This is a genomic window from Microbacterium azadirachtae (assembly GCF_000956545.1).
Lineage (GTDB): Bacteria > Actinomycetota > Actinomycetes > Actinomycetales > Microbacteriaceae > Microbacterium > Microbacterium azadirachtae.
This window is the reverse complement of sequence record NZ_JYIT01000085.1, coordinates 123,307-139,700: the sequence shown is the minus strand read 5'-3', so window position 1 is coordinate 139,700 and position 16,394 is coordinate 123,307. Positions and strand designations below refer to the sequence as shown.

15 protein-coding genes are annotated in these 16,394 nt (G+C 71.7%); all 15 read right to left on the bottom strand.

From position 1 onward, the window contains the following. Positions 1–49: 49 nt before the first annotated feature. The 15 genes from RL72_RS16745 to fmt all read right to left on the bottom strand — a co-directional run bounded on the left by RL72_RS16745 (position 50) and on the right by fmt (position 16,385). The gene (locus RL72_RS16745) at positions 50–1,513 is read right to left on the bottom strand and encodes a glutamate synthase subunit beta (protein ID WP_045252011.1); all 1,464 of its coding nucleotides are present in this window, start codon (positions 1,511–1,513) and stop codon (positions 50–52) included. Next, the gene (gene gltB / locus RL72_RS16740) at positions 1,506–6,023 is read right to left on the bottom strand and encodes a glutamate synthase large subunit (protein ID WP_082072470.1); all 4,518 of its coding nucleotides are present in this window, start codon (positions 6,021–6,023) and stop codon (positions 1,506–1,508) included. The genes RL72_RS16745 and gltB overlap by 8 nt, the downstream gene beginning before the upstream one ends. Before the next feature lie 169 nt (positions 6,024–6,192). Next, complete coding sequence (gene lgt, locus RL72_RS16735; RefSeq protein ID WP_045252009.1) at positions 6,193–7,206, bottom strand: prolipoprotein diacylglyceryl transferase; 1,014 nt, start codon at positions 7,204–7,206, stop codon at positions 6,193–6,195. A 29-nt stretch (positions 7,207–7,235) separates the two neighbouring features. After that, positions 7,236–8,024, bottom strand: coding sequence for a tryptophan synthase subunit alpha (gene trpA, locus RL72_RS16730; RefSeq protein WP_045252008.1), 789 nt, complete (start codon positions 8,022–8,024; stop codon positions 7,236–7,238). Continuing rightward, the gene (trpB, locus tag RL72_RS16725; protein WP_045252007.1) at positions 8,021–9,250 is read right to left on the bottom strand and encodes a tryptophan synthase subunit beta; all 1,230 of its coding nucleotides are present in this window, start codon (positions 9,248–9,250) and stop codon (positions 8,021–8,023) included. The genes trpA and trpB overlap by 4 nt, the downstream gene beginning before the upstream one ends. Next, on the bottom strand, positions 9,247–10,023 hold the full coding sequence (trpC, locus tag RL72_RS16720; RefSeq protein ID WP_045252155.1) for an indole-3-glycerol phosphate synthase TrpC: 777 nt from the start codon (positions 10,021–10,023) through the stop codon (positions 9,247–9,249). Before trpC ends, trpB begins: the two co-directional genes overlap by 4 nt. A 2-nt stretch (positions 10,024–10,025) precedes the next feature. Further along, entirely contained in the window at positions 10,026–10,256 is a 231-nt protein-coding gene (locus RL72_RS16715; protein WP_045252006.1) for a DUF6704 family protein, read from the bottom strand. A gap of 92 nt (positions 10,257–10,348) precedes the next feature. Then, the gene (locus RL72_RS16710; protein ID WP_045252154.1) at positions 10,349–10,927 is read right to left on the bottom strand and encodes a Trp biosynthesis-associated membrane protein; all 579 of its coding nucleotides are present in this window, start codon (positions 10,925–10,927) and stop codon (positions 10,349–10,351) included. Next, positions 10,927–11,301, bottom strand: a complete 375-nt coding sequence (gene hisI, locus RL72_RS16705) for a phosphoribosyl-AMP cyclohydrolase (protein ID WP_045252005.1) — start codon at positions 11,299–11,301, stop codon at positions 10,927–10,929. Before hisI ends, RL72_RS16710 begins: the two co-directional genes overlap by 1 nt. Next, a complete protein-coding gene (gene hisF, locus RL72_RS16700) occupies positions 11,298–12,059 on the bottom strand; it encodes an imidazole glycerol phosphate synthase subunit HisF (RefSeq protein WP_045252004.1) in 762 nt (253 codons plus the stop codon). Before hisF ends, hisI begins: the two co-directional genes overlap by 4 nt. Continuing rightward, on the bottom strand, positions 12,059–12,901 hold the full coding sequence (hisG, locus tag RL72_RS16695; RefSeq protein WP_045252003.1) for an ATP phosphoribosyltransferase: 843 nt from the start codon (positions 12,899–12,901) through the stop codon (positions 12,059–12,061). Before hisG ends, hisF begins: the two co-directional genes overlap by 1 nt. A gap of 36 nt (positions 12,902–12,937) precedes the next feature. After that, positions 12,938–13,201 carry a phosphoribosyl-ATP diphosphatase gene (locus RL72_RS16690; protein ID WP_045252002.1) on the bottom strand — a complete coding sequence of 88 codons (264 nt, stop codon included), beginning with the start codon at positions 13,199–13,201 and terminating at the stop codon, positions 12,938–12,940. Beyond that, positions 13,198–13,893, bottom strand: coding sequence for a ribulose-phosphate 3-epimerase (gene rpe, locus RL72_RS16685; protein WP_045252001.1), 696 nt, complete (start codon positions 13,891–13,893; stop codon positions 13,198–13,200). The genes RL72_RS16690 and rpe overlap by 4 nt, the downstream gene beginning before the upstream one ends. Positions 13,894–13,959: 66 nt before the next feature. Beyond that, a complete protein-coding gene (locus RL72_RS16680; protein ID WP_082072468.1) occupies positions 13,960–15,438 on the bottom strand; it encodes an RsmB/NOP family class I SAM-dependent RNA methyltransferase in 1,479 nt (492 codons plus the stop codon). Beyond that, positions 15,438–16,385, bottom strand: coding sequence for a methionyl-tRNA formyltransferase (fmt, locus tag RL72_RS16675; RefSeq protein ID WP_045252000.1), 948 nt, complete (start codon positions 16,383–16,385; stop codon positions 15,438–15,440). Before fmt ends, RL72_RS16680 begins: the two co-directional genes overlap by 1 nt. Positions 16,386–16,394 lie beyond the last annotated feature (9 nt).

The following is a 16,394-nucleotide window of genomic DNA, read 5'->3' as shown; positions in this document are numbered from 1 at the left end:
CCGAAAGGTGTCAGGGGGATGGATGAAGGGCCACGCTGCCTGGGCCAGCCTACGCGGGCTGGACCCCGATCGCGACATCGGTCGGGCGCACCGGCGCCGGCAGCACGGTCTCCCCCATCAGATGACGGTCGACGGCGGCGGCCGCCGCGCGCCCCTCGGCGATGGCCCACACGATGAGCGACTGCCCGCGGCCCGCGTCGCCGGCCACGAACACGCCCGGGATGGTGGAGGCGTAGTCCTCGTCACGCCGGAAGGCGCCGCGGTCGGTGCGCTGAGGCGCCTCCTCGCCGAACGTGTCGTGCTCGGGGCCGGTGAAGCCCATCGCGATGAGCACCAGGTCGGCGGGGATCTCGCGCTCCGTACCGCTGCGCGGGACGCGGCGGCCGTCCACGAACTCCGTCTCGGCCACGCGCAGAGCGCGCACCTCGCCGGCCTCGTTGCCGAGGAACTCGACGGTGGACGCGAGGTACTCGCGCGCGCCGCCCTCCTCGTGCGCCGAGGAGATCTCGAACACGGTCGGCATCATCGGCCACGGCTGGTGGTCCGGCCGGTGCACGGACGGCTGACGGCCGATCGCGAGGTTCGTGACACTGAGCGCGCCCTGACGGTGCGCGGTGCCGATGCAGTCCGCGCCGGTGTCACCGCCGCCGATCACGATCACGTGCTTGCCCTCTGCCGAGATCTGGTTCGGCACCGGATCGCCCGCGACGGCCTTGTTGGACTCCACGAGGTACTCCATCGCGAAGTGCACGCCGTCGAGGTCGCGCCCGGGGATCGCGAGCTCGCGGGGCAGCGTGGCCCCCGTCGCGATGACCACGGCGTCGTACCGCGCTCGCAGGTCGTCCCATGTGATGTCGACGCCGATGTTCACGCCGGCGCGGAAGCGGGTACCCTCCTCCGACATCTGGCGCAGGCGCGCGTCGAGGTGCGACTTCTCCATCTTGAAGTCGGGGATGCCATAGCGGAGCAGGCCGCCGATCCGGTCGTCGCGCTCGAACACGGCGACCGTGTGGCCCGCACGGGTCAGCTGCTGTGCGGCAGCGAGCCCCGCGGGGCCGGATCCGACGACGGCGACGGTCTTGCCGGTCAGCCGCTCCGGCGGCTGCGCCTCGACCCAGCCCGACGCGAACGCCTGGTCGATGATCGAGACCTCGATCTGCTTGATCGTGACGGCGGGCTGGTTGATCCCGAGCACGCAGGCGCTCTCGCAGGGCGCCGGGCACAGCCGCCCGGTGAACTCCGGGAAGTTGTTCGTCGCATGCAGCCGCTCGATGGCGGCGCGGCCCTCGCCGCGCCAGGTGAGGTCGTTCCACTCCGGGATCAGGTTGCCCAGCGGGCAGCCCTGATGACAGAAGGGCACGCCGCAGTCCATGCACCGGCTGGCCTGGCGGCGGAGCACGGCCGAGTCACCCGGCTCGTACACCTCCTTCCAGTCCATGATGCGGACCGGAACGGGCCGGCGTGCGGGGAGCTCGCGCTCCGTGACGTTCAGGAAGCCCTTGGGATCAGCCACCGGTCACCTCCAGGATGCGGGTCCAGACGATGGAGCCGTCGGGGTCGATCCCCTCGGCCTCGGCCTCCGCCCTGGTGCGCAGCACGGCCGCGTAGTCCCTGGGCAGGATCTTCGTGAAGGAGGCCGCGAAGTCGTCGTCCTCCAGGATCTCCGCGGCGAGCGGGGATCCGGTGCGCTCCACGTGCTGCACGAGCAGCTCGCGGAGCTCCTGCGCGTCCACCTCGTCGAGCGGGAGCAGCTCCAGCTCGCCGGTGTTCAGCGAGAGAGGGTTCACGCGCTCGGTGTGCAGGTCGCGGACATATGCGATGCCGCCCGACATGCCGGCACCGAGGTTGCGGCCGGTGCTGCCGAGGATCACCGCGACGCCGCCGGTCATGTACTCGAGCGCGTGGTCGCCCACGCCCTCGGCGACCGCCGTCGCCCCCGAGTTGCGCACCAGGAACCGCTCCCCGACGACGCCGGAGATGTGGATGGTGCCGCTCGTCGCGCCGTAGCCGATCACGTTGCCCGCGATCACGTTGCGATGCGGCGCGAAGGTCGCGTCGTGGTGCGGGCGGATCGCGATCTCGCCGCCCGAGAGGCCCTTGCCGACGTAGTCGTTGGCGTCTCCCTCGAGCGAGATCGAGATCCCGCTCGGGAGGAAGGCGCCGAGCGACTGTCCCGCCGTGCCGTGCAGGGCGATGCGGATGGTGCCGGAAGGGAGACCTTCTCCGCCGTGCTGCACCGTCACCTCGTGGCCGAGCATGGTGCCCACGGCGCGCTCGGTGTTGCGGATCGGCAGCTCGAACGAGATCGGCGTGCCGTGCGCGATCGCCTCGCGCGCCTGCTCGAGCAGCGGTGCGTCGAAGTGCTTCTCGAGCTCGTGATCCTGGGTGCGTGCGCTGCGACGCGGCTCGTGGGCCGGGAACGCGGGGCCCTCCAGGACCGGCGCCAGGTCGAGGCCGTCGGCCTTCCAATGCCGGATCGCCGCGTCCGTGCGGAGCAGGTCCGCCCGGCCGATGATCTCGTCGAGGCTGCGGAAGCCGAGCGCGGCGAGGTGCTCGCGCACCTCCTCGGCGATGAACTCCATGAAGTTCACGACGAACTCGGGCTTGCCCGTGAAGCGCTCGCGCAGGACGGGGTTCTGCGTCGCAACGCCCACCGGGCAGGTGTCGAGGTGGCAGACGCGCATCATGATGCAGCCGCTGACCACGAGGGGCGCGGTCGCGAACCCGAACTCCTCGGCGCCCAGGAGCGCGCCGATGATCACGTCGCGGCCGGTCTTGAGCTGGCCGTCCACCTGCACCACCACGCGATCGCGCATGCCGTTGAGCATGAGCGTCTGCTGGGTCTCGGCGAGGCCGAGCTCCCAGGGGGTGCCGGCGTGCTTGAGCGAGTTCAGCGGGCTCGCGCCCGTGCCGCCGTCGTGACCGGAGACCAGCACGACGTCGCTGAGGGCCTTGGCCACGCCCGCGGCGACCGCCCCGATCCCCGACTGGCTCACCAGCTTGGTGTGGATCCGCGCGTTCGGGTTGGCTCGCTTCAGATCGAAGATGAGCTGCTTGAGGTCCTCGATCGAGTAGATGTCGTGATGCGGCGGCGGCGAGATCAGGCCGACGCCGGGCGTCGCGTGCCGGGTGCGCGCGATCCACGGGTAGACCTTCTGCGGAGGCAGCTGACCTCCTTCGCCGGGCTTCGCGCCCTGGGCGAGCTTGATCTGGATGTCGTCGGCCTCGGTGAGGTACTGGCTCGTGACGCCGAAACGGCCGGACGCGACCTGCTTGATCGCGCTGCGGCGCTCCGGGTCGACCAGGCGCTCCGGATCCTCTCCGCCCTCGCCGGTGTTCGACTTCGCGCCGAGGCGGTTCATCGCGATGGCGAGCGTCTCGTGCGCCTCCTGGGAGATGGAGCCGTAGCTCATCGCGCCCGTGGAGAAGCGCTTGACGATCGACGAGACCGGCTCGACTTCGTCGATCGGCACCGGAGGACGCTCCCCCGTGCGCAGCTCGAACAGCCCGCGCAGGGTCTTCAGCTCCTTGGCCTGATCGTCCACGAGCTTCGTGTACTCGCGGAAGACGTCGTAGCGCCGCGTGCGCGTCGAGTGCTGCAGGCGGAACACGGTATCGGGGTTGAACAGGTGCGGCGAGCCGTCGCGGCGCCACTGGTACTCGCCGCCCGTCCAGAGACGCTCGTGCGCACGCGCCGCCGCGTCCTCCGGGTAGGCGAAGTCGTGCCGGGCCTGGTTCTCGGCGAACAGGTCCTCGATGCCGATGCCGCCGAGCTTGGTCTCGGTGCCGGTGAAGTACGCGTCGACGAGCTCCTGGCTGAGGCCCACGGCCTCGAACACCTGTGCGCCGGCGTAAGAGCCGACGGTCGAGATGCCCATCTTCGACATGATCTTGAGCACGCCCTTGCCGAGCGCGTAGATCAGGTTGCGGACCGCCTTCTCCGGAGTGATGCCGGTGATGTAGCCGGTGCGCACCAGGTGCTCCACCGTCTCCATCGCGAGGTAGGGGTTGACGGCGGAGGCGCCGTAGCCGATGAGTGTCGCGACGTGGTGCACCTCGCGGACATCGCCCGCCTCGACGACGAGACCGACCTTCATGCGGTCCTCACGGCGGATCAGGTGGTGATGCACCGCCGACAGCATGAGCAGCGACGGGATCGGAGCGAGATCCTTGTTGGAGTCGCGGTCGCTGAGGATGATCAGCTCCGCGCCGTCCTCGATCGCCTCGTCGACCTCGGCGCACATCTCCTCGAGACGGCGGGCCAGCGAGTCGGGTCCGGCGTCGAAGTGGTACAGGCCCCGGATGGTCGCGCTGGAGCGCTCCGGACGCGCCTTGTCGATGTGGCGGATCTTGGCCAGCTCGTCGTTGTCGATGACCGGGAAGTCCAGCACGATCGTGCGGGCGTGGTCGGGACCCCAGTCGAGCAGGTTGCGCTCCGGGCCCAGGCCCAGCGACAGGTTGGTGACGACTTCCTCGCGGATCGCGTCCAGCGGCGGGTTGGTGACCTGCGCGAACTGCTGCACGAAGTAGTCGAAGAGCAGACGGGGGCGCTGGGAGAGCACGGCGATCGGCGCATCGCTGCCCATCGCGCCGAGCGGCTCGGCGCCGGTCTGCCCCATCGGGGTGAGGAGGATCCGGACCTCCTCCTCGGTGTAGCCGAAGGTGCGCTGGCGACGCGTGATCGACGCGACCGGGTGCACGATGTGCTCGCGCTCAGGAAGGTCCGCGAGGCGCACGCGGCCCTCGTCCAGCCACTCCTGCCACGGGTGCAGCTCGGCCAGGTCGCGCTTGACCTCCTCGTCCTCGACGATGCGGCGCTGCGCGGTGTCGACGACGAACATGGTTCCCGGCTGCAGGCGACCCCGGCGCTTGATGCGCTCGGGCTCGAACTCGAGGACGCCGGTCTCGCTGCCGATGACGACGAGGCCGTCGGTCGTCTCCGTCCAGCGGCCGGGGCGCAGCCCGTTGCGGTCGAGCGTGGCGCCGACGACCGTGCCGTCGGTGAAGATCAGGGCGGCGGGCCCGTCCCACGGCTCCATCTGGTTCGCGTGGTACTCGTAGAACGCGCGCAGCTTCGGATCCAGGTCCGTCTGACGCTCCCAGGCGGCGGGCACCATCATCATGACGGCGTGCGGGAGGCTGCGGCCGGTGAGGGTGAGCAGCTCGAGCACCTCGTCGAAGGACGCCGAGTCGCTCGCGCCGTCCGTGCAGATCGGAAGCAGCGGGCGGATGTCGCCGAGCAGCTCGGACTCGAGCTGCGACTGCCGGGCGCGCATCCAGTTGCGGTTGCCGCCGACCGTGTTGATCTCGCCGTTGTGCGCGAGCATGCGCAGCGGCTGCGCGAGCGGCCAGGACGGGAACGTGTTCGTCGAGTAGCGCGAGTGCACCACGGCCAGCTCGGAGGCGAAGCGCTCGTCCTGCAGGTCGGGGTAGAACGGCTCCAGCTGGAGCGTGGTGACCATGCCCTTGTAGCCGAGGGTGCGGGCGGAGAGCGACACGAAGTACGCATCGAGCTCGTGACCGGCGCGCTTGCGCAGGCGGTACGCGACGCGATCCAGAGCGATGCCGGTCAGGGCGTCCGCCGATGCGGTCGCGGGACGCGAGACGAAGAGCTGCTCGAACGCCGGGCGCGCCTCGTCGGCGAGCTTGCCGAGGTGCTGGTTCGCCGTGGGTACCTCGCGCCAGCCGAGGACGGTGAGGCCCTCTTCGGCCGCGATGCGCTCGATGCCGGCCTTCTGCTCGCGCCGGGAGCGGGAGTCGAGCGGCAGGAACGCGAGGCCCGCAGCGTACTCCCCCACCGGGGGCAGCTCGAACGTGACGACGGCGCGCAGGAACGCGTCCGGCATCTGGGTCAGGATCCCGGCCCCGTCACCCGTGCCCGCGTCGGATCCGATCGCCCCGCGGTGCTCCAGGTTGCGCAGCGCCTCGAGCGCGAGCGCGATGATGTCATGACCCGGCTCTCCGCGGAGCGTCGCGACCATGGCCAGGCCGCAGGCGTCCTTCTCGAATGCGGGGTTGTACATCCCCTGCTTCGGGGGGTAAGCGCCGGAAGCGCCGTAGGGAGGCTGGAAGTACACCAGTCACCGTCCTCAGAATTCGGATGAACCCGGGGACGTCATCGGCCCGCTCGTTCAGTGCGTGTTTCCCGGCGGACGTGCGTCCACCGCAGCGAGGCTCCTGTCGGCGCCGTTCTCAGGGGCGGGAAGCGGCGCTCGTGGCGTCCGCCTCCGCGCGATCGTCGTCGGTCTGAGGCTCGCTCAGGTCGACGAAATCATCGGGGTTTTGCGATTCTACCCCAGCGTCGCGGGGGGCCCGACCGGGCTGGTACGGCGAGGGCTCGAGGCCGGGGTGGCGACGGGTCTGCACGAAGAGGATCACGATGCCGAGCACGACGCCGAACAGCGCGGCCCAGACGTTGGTGCGCAGCCCGAAGTAGATCTCGCTCGGATCGATGCGGATCGACTCCCAGACCACGCGGCCGGCGCCGTACCAGATGAGGTACACGGCGAACAGCTTGCCCCACTGCAGGCGCAGCTTGTTGCCGATCCAGAGCAGGAACAGGCAGCCGAGCGTGTTCCAGATCACCTCGTAGAGGAAGGTGGGGTGGAACAGGGTGCCCTCGGCGAGCCCCGGCGGGAAGGCGGAGTTGGTGGACTCGATCTCGAGACCCCAGGGCAGGTCCGTGGGAAGCCCGAACAGCTCGTGGTTGAACCAGTTGCCGAAGCGTCCGAAGGCCTGCGCCAGGATGAGGCCGGGCGCCAGCGCGTCCGCGAACGCCGAGAAGCGCACGCCGGTCCAGCGGCAGCCGAGCCAGGCGCCGATGGCGCCGCCGATGAGGGCGCCGAAGATGGCGATGCCGCCCTCCCAGATGGCCCACACGGAGCCGGGCTCGAAGGGGTTCCAGGTGTTCTTGCCCGGGCCGAAGTAGAAGCCGGGGTGCGTGAGCACGTGGAAGATGCGCGCTCCGATGATCGCCAGAGGCACCGCGATGATGCAGATGTCGACGACGACCCAGCGCTCCGCACCGCGCTTCGTGAGGCGGTGGTTGGTCATCAGCGTCGCCACGATGATGCCGGCGATGATGCACAGGGCGTAGAAGTGGATCTGCAGCGTGAGGCCGAAGATGTTCAGCGTGAAGTAGCTGACCGGCGGGCTCGGGATGCTGGCGTGCACGCCGATCAGGGCGTTCTGGAGCGCGAAGGGCATGGTCACGAGTCTACGGCGTCAGAGCGCGATCACCGTGCGCGCGGCGTGCCCGTGGCGAGCTCGCGGGTGACCGCCGCCAACCGCTCCACTCCCCCGTCACGGAGGGCGCGGACGAGGGCGGTGCCCACGATCGCACCGTCGGCGTACTCCAGCACCCCGGCGATCTGGTCGGCCGTGGAGATGCCGATGCCGACGCACGCCCGAGTGGCGCCGTGCTCGCGCAGACGGCTCACGAGGGTGCGCGCGGCCTGGTCGAGCTCGGCGCGCTCCCCTGTGATGCCCATCGTCGAGACCGTGTACACGAAGCCGGTGGAGCGGGACGCGACCAGGTCGAGCCGTTCGTCCGTGGAGGTCGGCGCCGCGAGGAAGATCCGGTCGAGCCCGGTGCGCTCGCTCGCCGCGATCCACTCGGGCGCGGCCTCGGGCGTGATGTCGGGGGTGATGAGCCCGGCGCCGCCCGCGGCGAGCAGGTCGTCGGCGTAGCGGTCGACCCCGTACTGCAGCACGGGGTTCCAGTAGGTCATGACCACGACGGGAGCGTCCACCGCTGCCGTGATCGCCGCGACGGCCGTGAACAGGTCGCGCATCCGGAAGCCGCCGGCGAGAGCCGCCTGCGTCGCCTCCTGGATGATCGCGCCGTCCATCACCGGGTCGCTGTAGGGCGGGCCCAGCTCGATGATGTCGACGCCGTTGCGGGCCAGGGCGATCGCCGCATCGATGCTCGTCTGCAGATCCGGATACCCCACCGGCAGGTAGCCGATGAAGGCGCCGCGCCCGGCCTCGTGCGCGCGCTGGATCGCCTCTTCGACGCGGCTCATGCCGGGGCTCCGTTCTCGGCGGCCGCGGCGTCGTACAGTCCGAAGTAGCGCGCGGCCGTGTCCATGTCCTTGTCGCCGCGGCCGGAGAGGCACACGGCGAGGATCGCGTCCGGGCCGAGCTCCTTCCCGATGCGGATGGCGCCGGCGAGGGCGTGCGCCGACTCGATCGCCGGGATGATGCCCTCGGTGCGGCTCAGGAGTCGCAGCGCCTGCATCGCCTCGTCGTCGGTCGCCGGGATGTACTCGGCGCGACCGATCGCGGCGAGCCAGGAGTGCTCCGGACCCACGCCGGGGTAGTCGAGCCCGGCCGAGATCGAGTGCGACTCGATGGTCTGGCCGTCCTCGTCCTGCAGCACGTACGTGCGCGCCCCGTGCAGCACACCCGGGCGGCCGCGTTCGATCGAGGCCGCGTGCTTGGGCGTGTCGACGCCGTCGCCGGCCGCCTCCACGCCGTAGAGGCGCACGTCGGCGTCGTCGAGGAAGGCGTCGAACATGCCGATCGCGTTGGAACCGCCGCCCACGCACGCGAGCACGGCGTCCGGCAGGCGTCCGGCCTCGTCGAGCAGCTGACGCCGGGCCTCCTCGCCGATGATCTTCTGGAAGTCGCGCACCATCGCCGGGAACGGGTGCGGACCCGCTGCCGTGCCGAAGATGTAGTTCGTCGTCTCGACGGTCGCCACCCAGTCGCGGTAGGCGTCGTTGATCGCGTCCTTGAGGGTGCGCGACCCGGTGGTGACCGGCACGACCTCTGCGCCGAGCAGGCGCATCCGCGCGACGTTGAGCGCCTGGCGCTCGGTGTCGACCTCGCCCATGTAGATGGTGCAGTCCAGCCCGAACAGGGCGGCGGCCGTGGCCGTGGCGACGCCGTGCTGACCGGCGCCGGTCTCGGCGATCACACGGGTCTTGCCCAGCCGCTTGGTGAGCAGCGCCTGACCCAGCACGTTGTTGATCTTATGCGAACCGGTGTGGTTGAGGTCCTCGCGCTTGAGGAAGATCCGTGCGCCGCCCGCGTGCTCGGCGAAGCGCGGCACCTCCGTGATGGGCGACGGACGCCCCGCGTAGGAGTGCAGCAGGGCGGCGAGCTCGGCCTGGAACGCCGGGTCCGCGATCGCCTCGTGGTAGGCGACGGTGAGCTCGTCGATCGCAGCGATGAGCGATTCGGGCATGAACCGCCCGCCGAAGTCGCCGAAGAACGGCCCCGGCTGTTCGCGCAGACTCTGGGTCATGATCCGGCCTCCAGGAAGGACTGCAGGGTGGCGACGGGGTCGCCGGTGACGAGGGCCTCGCCGATCAGCACCGCATCGGCGCCGGCGGCCCGATAGTGCACGACGTCGGCGGGCGTCAGCACGGCGGACTCGGCGATCTTGACGGACGTCGACGGGATCCGGTCGACGAGGCTGCCGAACAGGTCGCGGTCGAGCTCGAGCGTCTTCAGATCCCGTGCGTTCACGCCGATGAGGTGCGCGCCCAGATCGATGGCGACCTCGAGCTCCTCCGCCGAGTGCGTCTCGACGAGCGGCGTCATCCCGAGCTCGAGGATGAGGGCGTACAGGCGCTCGAGGTTCGCGCGCTCCAGCCCGGCGACGATCAGTAGAGCCAGGGAGGCTCCGGCGGCGCGCGCTTCGAACACCTGATACGGCGTGGCGATGAAGTCCTTGCGGAGCACCGGGATGTCCACGGCGGCCGTGACCGCTTCGAGGTCGGCGAGGCTGCCGCCGAAGCGGCGCTCCTCGGTGAGCACGCTGATCGCGGATGCACCGCCCTGCTGGTACAGGGACGCCTGCAGGGCCGGATCCGGGATCTCGGCGAGAGCGCCGCGAGACGGGCTCGCCCGCTTCACCTCGGCGATGATCTTCACCCGGTCCGCGGGGGCCAGCGCGGCGCGCACGTCCAGGGCGGGGGCGCGATCGAGGGCGGCGCGCTCCACGATCGCGAGCGGACGCTCCCGCTCGCGACGGGCGGCGTCCTCGACTGCGCCGGCCGTGAGGTCGGCGAGCACCATTAGTGCGCCTTCGGCTGGTACTTCGGGCCCTTCGCGCCGTAGCCGGCCTTGGAGAGCACCCAGCCCGCGATCGCGCCGATGAGGATCAGTGCGACGCCCACCCAGACCACGACCGGGATGTCGAGGAAGAAGGCGGTGGTGCCCACGCTGAAGCCGAGCAGCATGATCACCACGGCGGTCCAAGCCGCAGGCGAGTGTCCGTGGCCGGGATCTGCGATGGGGTTGCTCATGTTCTCCTCCGAGCGTCGGGTGTTCTGGTCAAAGTCTATCGGGATCGCGCTCGGCACAGCGGACGCCGCCCGGCATCCGTCGGCACGGCTCGTCAGCGTGTGGGGTCGGTGCCGCGGCTGAGCTCGTCCCAGCTCTCCACGGCGTCCACGGGGCCCTCATGCGGCGTCGGCGCCGTGCGGTAGCGGCGTCCGCCGCTGCGCCAGCGGCCTGCGGTGACGAGAGCCAGCGCGCCACCGAGCAGCAGGAGAATCCACGCGACGAGCGCGAGCCAGGGCCACACGGTCGTCGCGATGCCGTGGACGAGTGCCGTCAGGGCGGTGTCGCCGGCGAGACCGGTGGCCTTCGTGAGCGCGGGAGCGACCGCGTCGAGCGGATGCTGCCACAGGATCCGCAGGGTCAGCACCAGCAGCAGCCCGCCGACCATGACCGCGATCGCGGCGAACACGCGGCGCAGCACGGGGCCCACGAGCGCGAGGGCGGCGACCACGGCGAGGGCGGTGAGGCTCAGCGGCGCGAGCACCGGGACGGCGGCGTTGCCCGCCACCTCGAGAGCCTCTCCCCCGTCGGCCCGGTCCACGACGAGCCAGGTCTGCGTCGACGACAGGACCCCGAGACCGCCCGCGAGCAGGATCAGCAGCAGGCTCGTCGACTTCGCGCGGCGGGCGAGCATCACTGCCCCGGCTCGGCGTCGGACGAGACGACGGGATCCAGATCCCGTCCGTCGAAGCAGGTGCGGGTGCCCGTGTGGCACGCCACCCCGATCTGATCGACCAGGAGCAGCACCGTGTCGCCGTCGCAGTCGAGGCGTGCCCCGCGCACGTGCTGGACGTGACCCGAGGTGTCGCCCTTGCGCCAGTACTCCCGGCGCGACCGGGACCAGTAGGTGGCGCGTCCGGTGGTCAGTGTGCGGCGCAGGGCCTCCTCGTCGGCCCAGGCCATCATGAGCACCTCGAGGGTGTCCCACTGCTGCACGATCACGGGCACGAGGCCCTGGTCGTTGTAGGTGACGAGGCCCAGGTCGGCCTCGAGTCGGTCTTCGCTCATCGGACCGGCACCCCCGCTTCGCGCAGCGCGGCCTTGACGTCGCCCACCGTGAGCTGGCCGGAGTGGAACACGCTCGCCGCGAGGACCGCGTCCGCACCCGCGGCGATGGCGGGGGCGAAGTCCTCCGCCTTGCCGGCGCCGCCCGAGGCGATCACGGGCACGCTCGAGACCTCCCGCATCAGCCCGGTGAGCTCGAGGTCGAAGCCGTCCTTGGTGCCGTCTGCGTCGATCGAGTTCACGAGCAGCTCGCCCGCGCCCCGCTCGATGGCTTCCCGCGCCCACTCCAGCGCGTCGAGGTCGGTCTCGGTGCGGCCTCCGTGCGTGGTGACCACGAAGCCGGAGGCCGTGCGCGCGCTGCGCTTGACGTCGAGCGAGAGCACCAGCACCTGGGCGCCGAACCGGTCGGCGATCTCGCCGATCAGCTCCGGCCGAGCGATCGCGGCCGAGTTCACGCCCACCTTGTCCGCGCCGACGGCCTGCAGCCGCGCCACGTCATCGACCGAGCGGACGCCGCCGCCGACCGTGAGCGGCACGAAGACCTCCTCCGCGGTGCGTCGGACGACGTCGTAGGTGGTGGCCCGCTCGTCGACGGTCGCGGTGACGTCGAGGAACGTGATCTCGTCGGCGCCCTGTGCGGCATAGTGGCGGGCCAGCTCGACGGGGTCGCCCATGTCGCGGAGGTTCTCGAAGTTGACGCCCTTGACGACGCGGCCGGCGGCGACGTCGAGGCACGGGATGACGCGGGCGGTGAGCGACATCAGAGCCTCGCGGCGTGGATCGCGGTGACCAGGATCGCCCGGGCGCCGAGCGCGTAGAGCTGGTCCATCACCTGGTTCATGCCGCGGCGCGGGATCATCACGCGCACGGCGACCCATGCCGGGTCGCGCAGCGGGGACACGGTCGGCGACTCTCGTCCGGGCGCGATCGCCGCCGCCTCCTCCACGAGGTCGGCGGGCAGGTCGTAGTCCAGCAGCACGAAGCGGTGCGCCACCATGACGCCGCGCAGGCGCCGCAGCAGCGTCTCCGTGCCGTCGGCGTCGCCGGGGCGGCTGATCAGCACGGCCTCGGACTCGATGATCACCGGTCCGAAGATCTCCAGGCCCGCCTGGCGGAGCGTCGTCCCGGTCTCCACCACGTCAGCGATGGCGTCGGCGACGCCGAGGCGCACCGCGGACTCCACGGCGCCGTCGAGCGGCACCAGCTCCGCCTCGACCCCGTGCTCGCGCAGGTAGTCGTCGACGAGCCCGGGATAGGCCGACGCGACGCGCACGCCGTTCAGATCCTCGAGCGCGTGGAAGCGTCCGGGAGGGGCGGCGAAGCGGAACGTCGAGCGGGCGAATCCCAGCTGCTCGATCTCGCGGGCCGCGGGGCGCCGCACGTCGCGCAGCAGATCACGGCCGGTGATGCCCACGTCGAGGGCGCCGGAGGCCACGTACGTGGCGATGTCGCGCGGGCGGAGGAAGAAGAACTCGACGTCGTTCTCGGCGTCGATCACGTGCAGGGTCTTGGTGTCGCGGCGGCCGGCGTATCCGGCTTCGGCGAGCATCTCGGCGGCGGTCTCGGACAGCGATCCCTTGTTCGGGACGGCAATGCGCAGCATGGAAGGTCTTTCGTTCGAAGCGGTCGGGGGACGGCTTCACAGATGTCGGTAGACGTTCTCCAGCGTCAGGCCCTTGGCCAGCATGAGCACCTGCAGGTGGTACAGCAGCTGGGAGATCTCCTCGGCCGCGGCCTCGTCGCTCTCGTACTCGGCGGCCATCCAGACCTCGGCCGCCTCCTCCACGATCTTCTTGCCGATCGTGTGCACGCCTGCGTCGAGCTCGCGCACCGTCCCGGATCCCTCCGGGCGCTCGGCCGCTTTGCGGCTCAGCTCGGCGAACAGTTCGTCGAAGGTCTTCACCCTCCCAGGCTACCGGCTCGCGCGAGCCCCCGGAGCCGCGTGACGGCCGCTTCGATGTCATGGGCGCCGTAGACGGCGGATCCGGCGACGAACGTGTCGGCTCCGGCCGCGGCGGCCTGCCCGATCGTGGCGTCCGAGATGCCCCCGTCCACCTGCAGCCACACATCCGAGCCGCGCCGCTTGGCCTCGTCCGCCAGAGCCCGCAGCTTCGGCATGGTCTCCGGCATGAAGCCCTGGCCGCCGAAGCCCGGCTCGACGGTCATGACCAGGATCTGGTCGAACTCGTCGAGGATGTCGTAGAGCGGCTCCCCCGCCGTGCCCGGCTTGATGGCGACCCCTGCGCGCGCGCCGATGCCGCGGAGCGTGCGCGCGAGACCGACCGGATCCGTGGTCGCCTCCAGGTGGAAGGTGACGCTCGCCGCACCGAGCTCCGCATAGCCGGGCGCCCAGCGCTCGGGATCCGTGATCATGAGGTGCACGTCGAGCGGGATCGGGCTCGTGGCCTGGATGCGCTCCACCATCTGCGGCCCGAACGTGAGGTTGGGGACGAAGTGGTTGTCCATCACATCGACGTGCGCGAAGTCGGCCGTCGCGATCCGCGCGAGCTCGGCCTGCATGTTCACGAAGTCGGCGGCGAGGATCGACGGGTTGATGCGGGGAGCGGCGGGGAGGTCGGCGAGAGGTGCGGGCATGCGCCCATTATCCCGGTCGGTGCGGCCGTGCCGCGTACGCGCGCGGCGCGGTCGGTGCCGCCTCGATCACCCGTCCTTGCGCAGGAGCGACAGGAACATCGCGTCGGTGCCGTGCCGATGCGGCCACAGCTGCGCGTGCCCGGATCCGCTCGTCGGCGCGGGCAGGTCGATCTCGTTCCGGGACACCGCGCGCAGCACCTCGCGGGCATCCAGCTCCCGCACGTCGTCGCGATCACGGAGCACGGTCTGCACGACGGCGGCCGTCTCGGCGAGATGGGGCGAGCATGTCACGTATGCCAGCACGCCGCCCGGCTTCAGCGCGCCGAGAGCTGCGGCGAGCAGCTCCTCCTGGAGCGCCGCCAGCTCCGGCACGTCGGCCGAGGTCTTCCGCCAGCGCGCCTCGGGCCGGCGCCGTAGCGCCCCCAGGCCCGTGCACGGCGCGTCGAGGAGGATCCGGTCGTAGGCCCCAGGACGCTCCGCGGCGAGCTCGCGACCGTCCTCCTCGGCGACGTCGACCGGGAGAGGCACGGGGGCGACCGCTTTGCGGACCAGCCCCGCACGGGCCGGGACGACCTCGTTCGCGTCGAGCGTCGCGCCACCGCGCAACGCCTCGGCCGCAAGCAGTGCCGTCTTGCCGCCCGGCCCTGCGCACAGGTCGAGCCAGCGCTCCCCCGGTGCGATCGGCCGGGCGCCGACGAGGGCGAGAGCCACGAGCTGGGATCCCTCGTCCTGCACGCGCACGCGTCCCTTCGCCGCCGCGACGACCGCGCCGGGGTCGCCGCCCTCGGAGCCGAAGGCGGTCGGGGCGTAAGGACGACGAGGTTCCCGGGGCTCGGCGAGCCCGGGCAGCGCCACGAGGGTGACCTCCGGGGCTGCGTTGTCGGACGCGAGGAGCGCTTCGAGCTCGTCCTCCCGCCCCTCCGCCGCCAGCGCGCGCCGGAGTGCGCGGATGATCCACACGGGGTGCGCGAAGCGCAGACCGAGGCGCTCGTCGTCGGACCGCGCCGCCTCCGTCACGGCGTCGAGCCATTCCTCGTGGGTGCGGGCCGCCACGGTGCGGAGCACGGCGTTCGCGAAGCCCGAGGCGCCGCGCCCGGCGTGCCCCGCCACGAGGTTCACCGTCTCGTTCACCGCGGCGTGCGGCGCGACGCGCGTGCCGAGCAGCTGATGCACTCCCAGGCGCAGCGCGTCGAGCACCGGCGGGTCGATGCTCGCGACATCGCGTCCCGCCGCCCGCGCGATGATCGCGTCGTAGGTGCCGAGCTGGCGCAGCGTGCCGTAGGCGAGCTCCGTCGCGAGGGCCGCATCCGGACCGGACAGGCCCGCGTCGCGGATCGCGCCGGGCAGCAGGAGGTTCGCGTACGCATCGGAGGCGCTCACGGCGCGGATCACGTCGTAGGCGACCCGCCGCGCCGGTTGCACCGTCCGGCTCCGCGCCTGCGGACCGGCGCCGCGGCGTGAGGTCGTCCCGCGTCCGGTGCCCCGCTCGGTCCTGCCCTGCGGCGCCCGACGGTCGTCGCGGTTCCTCTGGTCCTGACCGCCCATCACGCCTCACCCCGCCCGGCGTCCTCGCCCAGCCGCACCGTCTCGCCGTCGGGGACGCGCAGCCCGCGGAACCAGTCGGCGGCGGCCATGGCCGCCTTGCCCGCCGGCTGCACCTGCACGAGCAGCAGAGGGGCGCTCCCGGTGCCGACGAGCACGCCGCCCTTCACCCCGCGGAGCTCGCCGGGCGGGAGTGGATCCGCGTCCTGCGTCCGCGCCAGTTCGCGCACTTTCAGCGGCGCGCCGTCGATGGTCGTGTGCGCACCGGGCTCGCTGGTGACGCCCCGGTAGCGGGCGAACACGGCCTCGGCCGGCTCGTGCCACGAGAGCAGCCCGTCCGCGAGCCCGAGCTTCGCGGCGTGCGTGACCTCTCCGCGCTGAGGCCTCGGACGGGCGCTGCCGTCGGCGATCGCGGCCACCGCCTCCGCCGTGAGGCCGGCTCCGTCGACCGCGAGGGACGCGAGCACGGCGTCGGCGGTCGCATCGTCGGGCACGGAGAAGACCCGCTCCGCGTGCACGTCGCCCGCATCGAGTTCCGGCACGAGCTGGAACACGGTCGCGCCCAGCTCCGCGTCGCCTGCGATGAGTGCGCGCTGCACCGGCGCGGCGCCGCGCCAGGCCGGGAGCAGCGAGAAGTGCAGGTTGATCCAGCCGTGCACGGGCGTGCTGAGCAGCGGCTCGCGAACGAGGCCGCCGTAGGCCACGATGACGCCGAGCTCCGGACGGAGCGCCGCGATGCGCGCCGTCGCCTCATCGTCCAGGCGCGCGGCCTTGATGGTCGGGATCCCCAGGGCTTCCGCCTCCTGCGCGACGGGCGACGGGGTCAGGATCCGCTTGCGCCCGAGCGGAGCGTCCGGGCGAGTCACCACCGCCACGATCTCGTGCTGGGCGGCGAGGAGGCGGAGGGTGGGCACGGCGGCCGCCGGCGTGCCGGCGAAGACGAGGCGCATGAAAGGTCC